This is a genomic window from Aureimonas sp. Leaf427, assembly GCF_001425485.1.
In the GTDB taxonomy this organism is placed as follows: Bacteria; Pseudomonadota; Alphaproteobacteria; order Rhizobiales; family Rhizobiaceae; genus Plantimonas.
Genome location: NZ_LMQW01000023.1, coordinates 331,141 through 345,014 on the forward strand (window position 1 = coordinate 331,141; position 13,874 = coordinate 345,014).

At 66.5% G+C, this 13,874-nt stretch carries 15 protein-coding genes; 10 read left to right on the top strand and 5 right to left on the bottom strand.

Translation table 11 applies throughout. The features are described 5' to 3' along the window. Window positions 1–665: 665 nt before the first annotated feature. The 10 genes from ASG62_RS14870 (at window position 666) to ASG62_RS14915 (ending at window position 10,207) form a co-directional block, all read left to right on the top strand. Complete coding sequence (locus ASG62_RS14870) at window positions 666–1,586, top strand: hypothetical protein (RefSeq protein ID WP_056691840.1); 921 nt, start codon at window positions 666–668, stop codon at window positions 1,584–1,586. Window positions 1,587–1,806: 220 nt separating this feature from the next. Then, window positions 1,807–2,382, top strand: coding sequence for an FMN reductase (gene msuE, locus ASG62_RS14875; protein ID WP_244487506.1), 576 nt, complete (start codon window positions 1,807–1,809; stop codon window positions 2,380–2,382). 28 nt (window positions 2,383–2,410) lie between these two features. Further along, window positions 2,411–3,517 carry a dimethylsulfone monooxygenase SfnG gene (sfnG, locus tag ASG62_RS14880; RefSeq protein ID WP_056691844.1) on the top strand — a complete coding sequence of 369 codons (1,107 nt, stop codon included), beginning with the start codon at window positions 2,411–2,413 and terminating at the stop codon, window positions 3,515–3,517. 71 nt (window positions 3,518–3,588) lie between these two features. Continuing rightward, entirely contained in the window at window positions 3,589–4,452 is an 864-nt protein-coding gene (locus tag ASG62_RS14885) for an ABC transporter ATP-binding protein (RefSeq protein ID WP_056691847.1), read from the top strand. Further along, the gene (locus ASG62_RS14890) at window positions 4,449–5,345 is read left to right on the top strand and encodes a branched-chain amino acid ABC transporter permease (protein WP_056691852.1); all 897 of its coding nucleotides are present in this window, start codon (window positions 4,449–4,451) and stop codon (window positions 5,343–5,345) included. The genes ASG62_RS14885 and ASG62_RS14890 overlap by 4 nt, the downstream gene beginning before the upstream one ends. A 5-nt stretch (window positions 5,346–5,350) precedes the next feature. After that, window positions 5,351–6,382 (top strand): branched-chain amino acid ABC transporter permease, encoded by a 1,032-nt coding sequence (locus ASG62_RS14895; protein ID WP_056691856.1) that lies wholly within the window; start codon window positions 5,351–5,353, stop codon window positions 6,380–6,382. 76 nt (window positions 6,383–6,458) lie between these two features. After that, window positions 6,459–7,838, top strand: a complete 1,380-nt coding sequence (locus ASG62_RS14900) for an ABC transporter substrate-binding protein (protein ID WP_056691859.1) — start codon at window positions 6,459–6,461, stop codon at window positions 7,836–7,838. 64 nt (window positions 7,839–7,902) lie between these two features. Next, window positions 7,903–8,676, top strand: coding sequence for an ABC transporter ATP-binding protein (locus ASG62_RS14905; protein ID WP_056691863.1), 774 nt, complete (start codon window positions 7,903–7,905; stop codon window positions 8,674–8,676). 34 nt (window positions 8,677–8,710) lie between these two features. Next, window positions 8,711–9,958: an SfnB family sulfur acquisition oxidoreductase gene (locus ASG62_RS14910; protein ID WP_056691867.1), complete on the top strand. Its 1,248-nt coding sequence runs from the start codon at window positions 8,711–8,713 to the stop codon at window positions 9,956–9,958. Window positions 9,959–9,997: 39 nt separating this feature from the next. Beyond that, a complete protein-coding gene (locus tag ASG62_RS14915) occupies window positions 9,998–10,207 on the top strand; it encodes a dodecin (RefSeq protein WP_056691870.1) in 210 nt (69 codons plus the stop codon). A 62-nt stretch (window positions 10,208–10,269) separates the two neighbouring features. Here the strand turns inward: ASG62_RS14915 and ASG62_RS14920 are convergent, their stop codons facing one another. The 5 genes from ASG62_RS14920 to ASG62_RS14940 all read right to left on the bottom strand — a co-directional run bounded on the left by ASG62_RS14920 (window position 10,270) and on the right by ASG62_RS14940 (window position 13,651). Further along, a complete protein-coding gene (locus ASG62_RS14920) occupies window positions 10,270–11,637 on the bottom strand; it encodes an FAD/NAD(P)-binding protein (protein WP_056691872.1) in 1,368 nt (455 codons plus the stop codon). Window positions 11,638–11,683: 46 nt separating this feature from the next. Continuing rightward, window positions 11,684–12,142 carry an RrF2 family transcriptional regulator gene (locus tag ASG62_RS14925; RefSeq protein WP_056691873.1) on the bottom strand — a complete coding sequence of 153 codons (459 nt, stop codon included), beginning with the start codon at window positions 12,140–12,142 and terminating at the stop codon, window positions 11,684–11,686. A 467-nt stretch (window positions 12,143–12,609) separates the two neighbouring features. After that, complete coding sequence (locus ASG62_RS27855) at window positions 12,610–12,738, bottom strand: hypothetical protein (RefSeq protein ID WP_274532620.1); 129 nt, start codon at window positions 12,736–12,738, stop codon at window positions 12,610–12,612. Continuing rightward, complete coding sequence (locus ASG62_RS14935; RefSeq protein ID WP_056691878.1) at window positions 12,735–13,046, bottom strand: DUF2218 domain-containing protein; 312 nt, start codon at window positions 13,044–13,046, stop codon at window positions 12,735–12,737. The genes ASG62_RS27855 and ASG62_RS14935 overlap by 4 nt, the downstream gene beginning before the upstream one ends. After that, window positions 13,043–13,651: a PadR family transcriptional regulator gene (locus ASG62_RS14940; protein WP_056691881.1), complete on the bottom strand. Its 609-nt coding sequence runs from the start codon at window positions 13,649–13,651 to the stop codon at window positions 13,043–13,045. The genes ASG62_RS14935 and ASG62_RS14940 overlap by 4 nt, the downstream gene beginning before the upstream one ends. Between the last annotated feature and the right edge of the window lie 223 nt (window positions 13,652–13,874).

Genomic DNA, 13,874 nt, shown 5'->3' on the forward strand with positions numbered 1-13,874 from the left:
GAGGCGGCAGGTCAGACGCTCGACGCGACCCCGGTGCCGTTCGAGCTGCATTTCGTGATCGGCGCTCTCTCGCGCTGATGGGGTAAGCCCGCAGCCATTTTAAAGTGATTGCACGGGACGGCCGCCGATCGGGCTATCGACGCCCCGAGCAGCGGATCGCGCCGTCGCCCTTTTCAACACCCGAGACGGCCGACATGCGTGGCGGAAAGCTTGCCCGTGTGCCACACCCGCTTCGCGTCGCTGCCGATCCGCGAGGACGGATCGTCGGATGCTGGGATAAGAAGCCCCCTATCTCATTGTTTCGACGCGCCCCGAGTATGCTGCCCCTCGCAACCATTTGTAGCCATTCCAATATAGAACAGCATCGCGCACGGCCGGAGACGATATTCCCTTACGTAAGATTTTAACGATAAACTTCAACTCATTTGTTCGCCAGATCGTTTTCGGCATTGGGAGCTTAGCTGCTCATTGCGGAAAGGCGATATTAACGTATGTTAGCAATACATAACGACTATCGAGGCTAAGGTGCAGCGTTGCGAAATTTCGAGACCCATCATTTCGTGGATCACGAGCGGATAAGCGAAGCTCCTATCCTATCAGCACCGCGTCCGGTCTACCTTCAGGATTGGTGGCAGTCTGCGGCGCGCAGCGACCATCCCCATTCGGTGATCGATGTCGAGCGCGACGGTCGCCGACTCGGCGGCATTTCCTTCGTCACACGGCGCAACAAGATCGGCGCCCGCATCGGGCACGATCTCTTCTGGACCCATCTCGGCGGCCCGACCCTCGCCGACGGCCTGACCCCGGACGAGCAGCGCAGCGTGATCACGGAGATCGTCGAACGCCTCCCGCGGCGCGTCAGCTTTCGCTTCATGTGCGATTCCGGCCTCGACTATGCGGACAGCCTGCGCGAGGAGATGCTGAAAGCCGGGTTCAGCTGGGAGCGTCATCCGACATTCCTGCAGCATCCCGGCGATGTCGGCGTTCTCGAGCGGATGAAGGCCAAGCATCGCACCCATATCAAGGCAGGGCTGAAACGCCTCGCCGTGACGGACGGCACGTCGCAGGAGTTCATCGACTTCTACGCCAGCAATCTGGTGGCGGGCAGCCATTCGCCGCTGCACCTTGCGAAAGCCATTCTCGACAAGGGTCTCCAGCGCGGCAGGGCGCGCGTATTCTTCGCGCTGAACAAGAGCGGCGAGACGGGCCTCAACCGGATCGACGCGGCCATCGCCTGCGCGTGGGACGAGCAACGCTACTATTACTGGCTCTCCCGGCGGCGCATTCATCGCCCGGACGCGCCGAAGGTCGACAGCATCGCGACGAAGCTCCTCATCCTGGCCGCCATCGAGCACGCCGGGCAGCTCGGCCTCGTCTTCGACGCCGATTGCCCGGAGACCGTCGGCGGCCGGGCGCTGTTCGAGACCGTCTTCGGCTTCACGCGGATCGAGTATCGCGACGTCTATATCCGGCGGACGGCGATCACCGCGTTCTACGACAGGTCGATTCCGGGGCTGAAGCGGTTCATCAAGACCGTCTTTCCCAACGCGCCCCTGAAGATCGTGGATACCGACGGCCCGCGCTGAAGCGCACGCGAAAGTCCGATTCCGCCTGCCCCGACTTGAGCGCGGATTTCGGCCGACCGTCGGGCGCCGGCACGCGCGCCTGCCCGTTTCTCGTGAACGCACGCGCCGCCTTCCGCGGATGAATTTGCTCAGGAAGGATCGAACTATCGTATAAATATACTGCGACGATAGATATTATATCCCTTAGTCTCCGGAATGAAAGTTCCTAGCGGAGACGACGATGTCCTCGATCACGATCCTTGGCCTGTCCGGCAATGTCACGACGCCCTCGCGGACGGCGACGCTCGTGCGGGCCACCGTGCAGTCGCTCGCGGAAAAGACCGGCGCTGAGACCGACATCATCGAAATCGCGACCGTCGCGCCGCATCTTCTCTCCGCGCTGACGCGGGCGACGATTTCGCCCGAGGGCGAGGCGATCCTGCGCCGGATCGAGACGGCCGACGTGCTCGTCGTCGGCTCGCCGGTCTACCGCGCCTCCTATACGGGCGCGCTGAAGCACGTCTTCGACCTCGTCGGCTTCGACGCTCTGGCCGGCAAGCCGGTGATCCTCGCCGCGACCGGCGGAAGTCCGCTGCACGGGCTCGTTACCGACCATCAGCTCCGGCCGCTCCTCGCCTTCTTCCGGGCGCTGAGCCTGCCCACCACGCTCTATGCGGTGGAAAGCGACTTCATCGACTATCGCCTCGCCAGCGACGCCATCGCCGCGCGGATCGAGCGGGCCAGCTCGGAGGCGGCGAGCTTCGTCTCCGCCACCGCCCTGCCCTCGCCGGCACCCCGCCTCGCCGCCACGGCCTGATCCGCTTCACGATACGGGAGACGTTCCAATGACCCAGTCCCACGACACCGATGCCCTGAAATTCGCCTATTGGGTGCCCAACGTCTCGGGTGGCCTCGTCATTTCCGATATCGAGCAGCGCACCAGCCACAGCGCCGAGTACAATCGCGAGCTCGCCCGCATCGCCGAGAAGGCCGGCTTCGACTACGCGCTGAGCCAGATCCGCTTCACCGCCGGCTACGGCGCGGACGAACAGCACGAGAGCGTGTCCTTCAGCCACGACCTTCTGGCGGCGACGACGAGCCTCAAGGTCATCGCCGCCATCCTGCCCGGTCCCTGGAACCCGGCGCTGGCCGCCAAGCAGATCTCGACGATCAGCTATCTCACCGGCGGCCGCGTCGCGGTCAACGTCGTCAGCGGCTGGTTCCGGGGCGAGTTCCACGCGATCGGCGAGCACTGGCTCGACCACGACGAGCGCTACCGCCGCTCCGAGGAATTCATCCGCGCCTTCAAGGGCGCGCTGACCGAGGACAACTTCTCCTTCCGCGGCGACTTCTACCGCTTCGCCGACTACACGCTGAAGCCCAAGCCGGCCGTCCTGCCGGAAATCTTCCAGGGCGGGTCCTCGCGCGCCGCCCGCGACATGGCCGCCCGCGTCTCCGACTGGTACTTCACCAACGGCAACACGCCGGAAGGTCTCGCCGCCCAGGTCGAGGACATCCGCGGCAAGGCCGCCGAGCATTCCCGCCATGTGAAGGTCGGCATCAACGCCTTCGCCGTCGTGCGCGACACGGAGGAAGAGGCCCGCGCCGTGGTGGAGGAGATCGTCGGGAAGGCCAATCCCGAAGCGGTCAACGCCTTCGGCCACGAGGTGAAGAACGCCGGCAAGGCCTCGCCGGAGGGCGAGGGCAATTGGGCGAAATCCACCTTCTCCGATCTCGTCCAATACAATGACGGCTTCCGCTCCAACCTGATCGGAACGCCGCTCCAGGTGGCCGAACGCATCGTCGCGCTGAAGCGCGCGGGGGCGGATCTCATCCTTCTCGGCTTCCTGCACTTCCAGGAAGAGGTCGCCTATTTCGGCGAGCACGTTCTGCCTCTGGTTCGCGAACTGGAAGCAGAGAGCGAAGCTTCGTCACGCATCGCCGCAGAGTAGCGGCGCGGGCGCCGTCCGTGTTCCTCCCGAGCGGGCGGCGCCTCTTTCCCATCTCCCGGAGTTCGTCCCTCATGACGGTTGCCCATTCCGGCGCCGGCTTTCGAGCCGCCGCGCCCGTCGATCCCGCGCGCTTCGACCTGCCGGCCTCCGCCGGCGGACAGAGCCTGACCTTTCGCGGGGTGAGCTTGAGCTTCGGCGGCGTCTCGGCCGTGCGCGACATCGATCTGTCCGTCGCGGCCGGCGAGATCCGCGCCGTCATCGGCCCGAACGGGGCGGGCAAGAGCTCCCTCATCAATCTCGCGACCGGCCTCTACGCGCCGCAGGCCGGGTGGATCAACATCGGCGAGCGCAGCTTCACGACGGTTCCGACCCGCCGGCTCGCGCGGCTCGGCGTCGCCCGCACCTTCCAGAACCTCGCCCTCTTCAAGGCGCTCAGCGTCCGGGACAACATCGCCGCCGGCCTGTCCCATCGCGCCCGGGCCAGCTTCATCGAGCATGTCGCCGGCATCGGCCGCGCCCGCGCCGATGCCGCCAAGGTCCACGAGGCGGTCGATCGGGTGATCGAGCTTCTCGACCTTAACGCCGTGTCCCATCGCGCCGCCGGGACCCTGCCCTATGGTCTGCAGAAGCGGGTGGAGCTCGGCCGCGCGCTCGTCGACCGGCCGCGGCTTCTTCTCCTCGACGAGCCGATGGCCGGCATGACCGCGACGGAGAAGCAGGACATGGCCGGTTTCGTGCGCGCCGCGCGCGATCGCTTCGGCACGACCATCGTTCTCGTCGAGCACGATATCGGCATCGTCATGGGCCTCTCCGATCGGATCGCGGTCCTCGACCACGGCACGAAGATCGCGGACGGCACGCCGGCCGAGGTCGCGGCCGATCAGGCGGTCATCGATGCCTATCTCGGCGTCGCCCACGAGGAGATCGCCGCGTGAGCGACTTCGACACGCTCTTTCTGACCGAGGTCGTCGTCGGCGGGCTCCTGTCGGGCGTCATGTACTCGCTCGTCGCGATCGGCTTCGTGCTGATCTACAAGACGTCCGGCGTCTTGAACTTCGCGCAAGGGGCCATGCTCCTCTTCGCCGCGCTGACCTTCGTCAGCCTCGTCGAGCGCGGGGTGCCCTTCGCCCTATCGCTTCTCGCCACGCTCGCCGTCATGGCGCTTCTCGGCCTGACGATCGAGCGTGCGGTCCTGCGGCCCCTCACCAACCGCCCGCCGATCACGCTCTTCATGGCGACGCTCGGCCTCTCCTACGTCATCGAGGGCGGCGCGCAGCTGCTCTGGGGCACCCAGGTCCATGCGCTCGATCTCGGCATCGAGGACCTGCCCTTCGATGTCGGCGGCGTCTTCATCTCGCAGTTCGATCTCTTCGCGGCCGGCGCCGCGGCGGCCATGGTCGCAGCCCTCATCGCCTTCTTTCGCTACACGCGCATCGGCCTCGCCTTCCGCGCGGTCGCGGACGACCCCTATGCCGCGCTCGCCGTCGGGCTTCGGCTGAACGTCGTCTGGGCCAGCGTCTGGACGGCCGCCGGCTTCGTCGCCCTCGTCGCCGGGCTTCTCTGGGGCGCGCGGCTGGGCGTTCAGTTCTCGCTCTCGCTCGTGGTGCTGAAGGCTCTGCCCGTCCTCGTCCTCGGCGGGTTCGACAGCGTGCTCGGCGCGATCGTCGGCGGGCTCGTCATCGGGGCCGGGGAAAAGCTGGCGGAGGTCTATCTCGGGCCGATCATCGGCGGGGGCATCGAAAGCTGGTTCGCCTATGCGCTGGCGCTCGCCTTCCTCCTGGTGCGTCCGAGCGGCCTCTTCGGCAAGACGCTGGTGGAAAGGGTCTGAGCGCCATGTCCTCGATCGCAGCCACGCCCGCCCCGGCCTCCGCCGTCACGCTGCCCCGCGTCACCGCGACGATCGCGCTTCTCGCGGTCGCCTTCCTCGGCGTGCCCCTCGTTGCCAACGCTTACGTGCTCGAAGCGCTGCTGACACCCTTTCTGGCGCTCTCGCTCGCCGCCGTCGGGCTCAATCTCCTCACCGGCTATGCCGGTCAGCTGTCGCTGGGCTCGGCAGCCTTCATGGCGGTCGGCGCCTATGCCGCTTTCAACCTCGATCTTCGCGTGCCCGGCCTGCCGCTCGTCGTCTCCATCGGCCTCGGCGGCGTCTTCGCCGCGGCCGTCGGCCTCGTCTTCGGCCTGCCGAGCCTCCGCCTGAAGGGCTTCTACCTCGCGGTCTCGACGCTCGCCGCGCAGTTCTTCGTCCAATGGGTCCTGACGCGCTTCGCCTGGTTCTCCAACGACAGCGCCTCCGGGGTCATCGACGCGCCACCGCTGACCTTCGCCGGCATCGCCTTCGAAGGTCCGCTCGGCCGCTATCTCTTCACGCTCGGCATCGTCGCGGTGCTGACCCTCTTCGCCTGGCGCCTCGCCGTCTCGCCGATCGGCCGCAACTTCATCGCCGTTCGCGACAACGAGACGGCCGCCCGCGTGATCGGCATTCCGGTCCTGCGCACCAAGCTGCTCGCCTTCGCCGTCTCCTCCTTCGTCATCGGGGTCGCCGGCGCGCTCTGGGCCTTCGCCTATCTGCGCACGGTCGAGCCGCACGGCTTCAATCTCGACCGATCCTTCCAGATCCTCTTCATCGTCATCATCGGCGGGCTCGCCACGATCCGGGGCGCGTTTCTGGGCGCCGCCTTCATCGTCGTCCTGCCGTTGCTTCTGTCGCGCCTCGGTGCGGCGCTTTTCGGAGACGTGTTCGATTCCGGCTCGATCGAGATGACACAGCGGATCGTCCTCGGCGCCCTCATCATCCTTTTCCTGATCCTCGAGCCCGATGGTCTCGCGGCCCTCGGCAGCAAGCTGAAGCGTCGCCTCGGCTTCTGATACGGCACGAGAAACAAGTTCCAAGCCCCTGATCTCGAAAGCATCCCGCTTTCGATCGACACCCGGAGTCCGTCTGATGTCCGCTTCCCGATTTCTGCGCCGCGCGGCCCTGTCGACCGCGCTCGGCTTCGCCGCCCTCGGGCTCGCCACGCTGGCGCCGGCCGGCTCGGCCTATGCCGACGAGCAGTATTTCCCCCTCCAGAGCTATCGCGTCGGGCCCTATGCGGCCGGCGGCACCGGCTTCTTCGGCGGGTTCATCGACTATCTCAACCTCATCAACACGCGCGACGGCGGCGTGAACGGCGTCAAGCTGACCTATAGCGAGGGCGAGACGCAATACGAGGTCGAGAAGGGCGTCGAGGTCTACGAGCGACTAAAGACGAACCCGAACATCGCGGCCTGGAACCCGCTTTCGGTCGGCATCGCCTATGCCATGATCGACCGCATCACCGACGACAAGGTGCCGCTGATCACGATCAACCACGGCCGCACGGATTCCACCGACGGCCGGGTCTTCCCTTACGTCTTCCCGCTGCTCCTCAACCCCTACAGCGAAAGCTCGGGCATCGTGAACTACATCGCCTCCAAGGAAGGCGGGCTGGAAAAGCTGAAGGGCAAGAAGATCGCCGTCCTCTATCACGGCTCGCCCTACGGAAAGGAAACGATCCCGATCTACGAGCTTCTCGCTGAGAAATACGGGTTCGAGGTCCAGCAGATCGAGGTGCCCCATCCCGGCAACGAGCAGCAGGCACAGTGGCTGACCATCCGGCGCGCCAAGCCCGACTACGTGGTTCTGCGCGGCTGGGGCGTCATGAATCCGGCGGCTCTGAAGGCTGCGCAGAAGACGGGCTTTCCGGCCGACCACATCGTCGGCAATGTCTGGTCGAACTCCGAGGAAGACGTGAAGCCCGCCGGCGACGCGGCCAAGGGCTATACTGCGATCACCACGCAGGCTTCCGGCAACAGCTATCCGGTGGTCCAGGAAATCATCAAGACGCTCTACGACAAGAACGAGGGCAATCTCTCGGACAAGAGCCGCATCGGCTCGGTCTACCACAATCTCGGCATCGTCAACGGCATCCTCAATGTCGAGGCCATCCGCATCGCGCAGGAGAAGTTCGGCAAGCGGACGCTGAATGGCGACGAGGTCCGCTGGGGCTTCGAGCACCTCCAGCTCGATCCCGCCCGCGTGGAGGCGCTCGGCGCCAAGGATCTCTTCCACTCGATCAACGTCACCTGGAAGAACCACGAGGGCGACGGTCTCGTGACCTTCCAGCAATGGGACGGGGCGAAGTGGAACGTCGTCTCCGACTGGATCGCGCCGGACTGGGCGCTGCTGCGCCCGATCATCGAGAAGTCCTCCGAGGCCTACGCCAAGGAGAAGGGCCTGACGCTGCGCACCGAGGAGGACGCCGAGCGCGTGGCCTCGGGCAAGCAGGCGGCCAACGCCAACTGATCCGGCCCACCGGGGCCGCGGCATCGCCGTGTGGCCCCGGCCCTCTCACCCCAGCGAGGCTTCGATGGCGCATCCTCTCCTTTCCGTCGACGGCATCGCCGCCTCCTACAACGGCGCCGTCGTGGCGTTGACAAGCGTTACCTTCGAGGTCGCGCCAGGTGAGATTCTCGCCCTGCTCGGCTCGAACGGGGCGGGCAAGTCGACGATCCTGAAAGCGGTCTCACGGCTTCTGAAGGCCGAGCGCGGCGCGCTGACGGCGGGGCGAATCTCCTTCGACGGTGCCGACACCGCTCGACACGGGCCGGGCGACCTCGTGCGGCGGGGGCTCGTGCCCGTGCTGGAAGGCCGGCACTGTTTCCGCTCGCTGACGATCGAGGACAATCTCGTGACCGGCGGCATCGGGCGCGGCTCGTCGCGCGCGGAGGCCGCGGCCGATCTCGAGCGCATCTACGGCTACTTCCCGCGTCTTGCCGAGAAGCGCCGGCTCGCCGCGGGTCTCGCCTCCGGCGGCGAACAGCAGATGGCCGCGATCGGCCGCGCGCTGATGGGCCGCCCGCGTCTCCTCGTCTTGGACGAGCCCTCGATGGGCCTCGCGCCCAAGATCGTCGAGGACATCTTCGCGACCCTTCGCCGGCTGAACGCGGACGAGGGTCTCACCATTCTCGTCGCCGAACAGAATTCGGCGGTGGCGCTGCGCCATGCCGACCGGGCCGTCGTGATCGAGAACGGGGTGTCCGTGCTCGAAGGACCTGCCGGCGAGATCGCCGCTCGCGGCGATATCAAGGCCTTCTATCTCGGCCTGTCCGCGCTTCCGCCCCCGGCCTTCGCCCAAGCCTGACGACCAACCCTCGCAACCACGGAAGGACAGATCCATGACCATCCAGTCCCAGACGTTCGACACGGCCGGCAAGGCCGTTCCCGGTCTGCCCCGGCCGACGACGCCCGCCCATGTCGTGGCCAGCGACGCCGAGGCGCTGCAGATCGCGACGGAGCTTGCCGCACGCTTCAAAGTCGATGCCGCCAAGCGCGATCAGCACCGGATCTGGCCGGTCGAGGAGCTCGACGCCTATTCGCAGTCGGGCCTCTGGTCGATCAACGTTCCCAAAGCCTTCGGCGGCCCCGAAGTGTCCTATGCGACGCTCGCCAAGGTGATCGAAATCATTTCCGCCGCCGATCCCTCCATCGGCCAGATCACGCAGAACCATCTCGGCGTCGTCGCGGCCATCCGCACCGTCTCGGAGCCGGCGCAGCAGGCCCTTCTCTTCGGCGAAGTGCTGAAGGGCGTGCGCTTCGGAAACGCCTTCTCCGAGTTCGGCTCCAAGCGCGCGGCGGATTTCGAGACGAAGATTGAGGATGCCGGCGACCATGTCGTCGTCACCGGCCGGAAGTTCTATTCCAGCGGCGCCCTGCTCGCCCATCTCGTGCCGATCGTGGCACTCGACGACCAAGGCCGCGCCTGGTACGCGATCGCCGACCGGAACGCCGAGGGGCTCACCGTCATCGACGACTGGTCCGCCTTCGGCCAGCGCACGACCCTGTCCGGCACCGTGATCCTAGACGGCGTCAAGGTGCCAAAGACCCATCTCGTGCCGGGCTACAAAGGCTACGAAGTCCCAACCGCCGACGGCGCGATCTTCCAGATCATCCAGGTCGCGGTCGATACGGGCATCGCCCGCGCAGCGATCGAGGACACGATCGATTTTGTGCGCACGAAGTCGCGTGCCTGGGTGGACAGCGGCGTCGATCGGGCGACCGACGATCCCTACACGATCCAGGCCGTCGGCTCGCTGACCGTCCGGCTTCATGCCGCGCAGGCGCTGCAGGACATTGCAGGCCATGCGGTGGACCGGGCGGTCGCCAACCCGACGGCCGAGTCCGTCGCGGAGGCGCAAGTGAGAACGGCCGAGGCGAAGATCCTCTCGACGGAGATCGCCATCGAGGCGACGAACAAGCTCTTCGAGCTGGCCGGCACACGCTCGACGCTCGCCGAACACGGGCTCGACCGGCACTGGCGCAACGCGCGCACCCACACGCTGCACGATCCCGTGCGCTGGAAATACGCAATCGTCGGCCAATTCTATCTGAACGATCGCCTGCCCCCGCTCCACGCCTGGAGCTGACGCGGCGCGTATCCTAACGAGCGACAAGGAGAGAACGGGATGTCGAAACACACCTACAAGGTCATCGAAATCGTCGGCTCCTCGCCGACTTCCGTGGAGGACGCGATTTCCGGCGCGATCGAGGATGCGTCCAAGACGGTGCGCAACATCCGATGGTTCGAGGTCGTCGAGACGCGCGGCCATGTCGAGAACGGCAAGGTCGCGCATTATCAGGTGACGCTGAAGATCGGCTTCACGCTGGAGGAGTGATCCTCGGGGCAACCTCCCCCGGCGTCTCCGCGGCCCTCGCGCGGGGACGACCCGAGGCCGCTTCAAGCCGCCGTGGAGGCCAGCGCCTGCGAAGCGATGCGACCGGCGAGACTAGCGCACTGCCCGCGAATGTCGGGGACGGCCGTGATTTCCCAATAGCGGGCGCGCGTGACCGGGCCGACGGCGAAGACGCGCGTCGAGGGCGTGCCGTTTCGGCCGATGACGGCGCAGTGATCGTCTACTTCGATGCCGATGTTCAGGGGATCGGCGCGAAGCAGACCGTCGGCGATGAGGCGGCCGATCAGCCCATCGGGATCGGCCTGCGGATCGCGCAGGATTCCGGTGCAGTCGACAACCCGGCCGACGCGCATCGTCTCGACCTCGGTGGCGCCCCGGCGCCGGAAGGCGACGTCGATGCCGGCTTCGTTCTGTTCGAGGCCGAGAAAGCGTCCGGCGACGATGTCGAGCCGGCCAGTCGACAGAGCCGCGCGAATCCGCGTCTCGCTTTCCGGCGGCAGGCGATGGCGGTGGACCTCCCACCAGGTTCGGCCATGGCGCAGGAAGCGAGCGCGGGCGCCGGGCGTCAGCGAATTCCAGAGAGCCGCCGTGTGCGGGCGCACGCCGTCGACGACGTCGCGCCAGTCGCCGCCCCGTTCCGTCGCCCAGGCCGCCGTCGTCCGAAACCAGCGCAGAACGTAGGAGATGTCGGTGCCGAAGGGCATGTCGGCGGCGTCGATCTTCAGCGGCGTATTGCGCTTGTGAACACGCGGCAGCTGGCCGCGCCGGGAAAGCGCCGTGATCTTGCCGCGATGGCCGCGATGGACGAGCTGGATGACCGTGTCGATCATCGACAGGCCGGTGCCGAGCACGAGCACGGGATCGTCGAGCCCGATGCCGGCCGCCTCCGGCGTCGACCAGGCATCGACATAGGGGCTGCCGGTTGCGAAGCCCGGCACCTGATGCCCGGTCGCGAGCACGGCGGCATGGCCGAGATGCGTCGCCCCGTCCACATCCACCGCGACGCCCCCCTGCGTCGTCCGGATCGCGGTGCAGTCGCCCTGGACGATGGCGAGACGGCCATCGCCGGTCCCCTTGATCCATGGCTTCACGAGATCGCCGAGATAGCTCGCGAAATGGCGCCGCGGCACGAAGCAGAAGGGATCGGAGCATCGAATGTCCGCCGCCGCGCCCGATTGAAGAAGCCAGCGCCAGAAATGCTCGGTGTCGTTGGCATAGGCGCTCATCGAGCCGGCGCGCGTGTTCAGAATGTGGTCCGGCTCGGTCGTGGAATAGGCGATGCCGCGCCCGATCTCGGAGCGACGCTCGACGATGGTCACGCGCAGGCGGCTGTCGGTGCCGCGCAGCAGGTGGGCGGCCAGGATGACGCCGCTCGCACCGCCGCCGATGACGATCACATGGCCCACGATCATGCCGCTTCTCCCTCTCGGTCGCCGCAGGGTTTCGACGGGCGACATGTCAGGCGTTGATGGCGAGTTCGTCCAGTCCGTCCGAGATCAGCGACGGCATCGCGGCCAGTTCGGCGAGCGTCTTCTCGTCCAGCACGGCCGAGATGGCGTTGCGCACCTCCAGCATAACCAGCCGGACGGCGCAGTGCTCCTCGCTGCGGCAGTCGTCGCAGCGTCGATAGGCGGTGCGGCTGGCGCAGGAGATCGGCGCGAGCGGCCCGTCGACGACGCGAAGGATATGCCCGACCCGGATCTCCTCGGCCGGCCGGGACAGGCCATAGCCGCCATTGCGTCCCTTGCGGGCGTAGATGATGCCGGCATTGCGCAGATCGCCGAGGATCGCGTCGAGAAACTTCTTGGAGATCGTGTCGGCGGTGGCCATCTCGATCGACTGCGTCAGACGTCCCGGCGGCACCGACGCGAGGTAGACCATGGCTTTCAGACCATACTTGCCCTTCATCGTCAGCATCGATCGCACCTGCCGTCACGCCACAGACCGAGCCGCGTCGCGACTCGAATAGCCCATAAGATAGATAGACCAATCCTGATTGCCCAGCCTTTGCGGCAAGATCGCGCTTGGAATCGACGCAAACGGAGAAAATGCGTCGCGTCATGGCAGGGAATCCGTCGAAACGGCGGAGGCCATACGATCTTCGCCGACGCCGGCGAACTCGCCGTCCGCAATCGTCGCCGATTCCACGGCGGCGAGTCGATCGTCCGGCCCGGCCCGATGATGAGTCGCGAGCGTCATGTAGAGAACCATGGCGACGGCCGACGCGAAGAAGACCCCGTCGCGAAGGGAACGGATGAAGGACCGCCTGACCAAAGAGCTTCTCCGCCGCTGTTCACCGCGGGACGAAGCGTGCAGCAGAATGGGGTCCTATGTCTACAGACATTGTAGCCTAATTGACCGTGGACACCTTGGGATGCGCGGTCTCAGCCCGGCTCGTAGCGGCTGATCTCCGGGCCGGACCCGACGGGTAGAAGCAGGCGCCTCGTGCCCGGCACCGAACGCACCACCCGCGCAGAGCGGCGGACCTCGTCGGTCGCCGGGCGGATCGTCATGCCGGATGCCAGTCGATCGCAAGTTCCTCGCGAAAGGCGAAGCGGACGAGATGGCGGGCGACGACATCTTCGAGCTGCGTCATCTCGGCGTCGCTCGGCGAGGTCAGTTCCATGATCAACGTCTCGCCCTCGCTCCTGACACGGCAATCGCCGATGCTGAAGGGGATGAGGCCCGAGGTCTCGTCCTCCGTCACGGGAAGCTTGTGGGCGAAGTGCTTGCAGAGCTGCCGGCGGTACTTGTCGGCATTCGGGGTCGAGAGCGTCGCGACCCGAACGACGCTGCCCTTGGTCTCTTCGATCCCGCTCATCGTGCGCGCTCCACGGCTCCGGCCGCGGCGTCGAGCGCGGCGGCGATCTGATCTGCAGCGGCATCGTCGAGCGGCCCCTGCTTGAGACGAAGCCGCATGGCGAGCTTCAGGTTCTCCATGGCCCGCAGCACCGGCGCCGGCATCGGAGGCCGCCCCCGTTCGCCGCCGGGCCCGCCGCGCGCCAGAAGATCGTCGGCGGCGGCCCGGTTGGCGGCCAGGAAGGCCTCGCCCTCGGACGTGACGGAATAGCTCTTGCGGCCACCCTCCGCCTCGACCGAGGCATAGCCCATGTCTTCCAGCCAGGAGAGCGTCGGATAGATCACGCCGGGGCTCGGCGTGTAGCTGCCGCCGAGGCGCTCCTCGATGGACTTGATCAGCTCGTAGCCGTGGCGCGGGGCTTCAGCCAGCATGGCGAGGAGGAGAAGGCGCAGATCGCCATAGTCGAACATGCGCCCGCCGCGTCCGCCGCCGCCGCGATGGCCGTGGTGCCGGCCATGGTGATGGCCGCGCCCGTGATGCTCTCCATGCGAGCCGGCGTCGGGACCGGCGTGGGTTTCGGAAGGGTGACTGTCGCGGTGCGAACCGCTGGAATGATCGTGTTTCATGAAGCCGATGTAGCTCCAGATATATCGAGTATCAAGATATATCTGGATTACAATTTGGTAAGAATGTGGGCTCTGTTGCCGGTCGTCTCATGGCGTTGCCGCTCAGAGTTCGAGTCCGGGATTCGGCTTAAGTCACTGCGCCCACTGGCCTGTTCGTCTAACGATCGCAGCGGCACTCGGTCGAATGCCTCGCCCGGATCTATTCGCGTGTTCGCTCAGAATG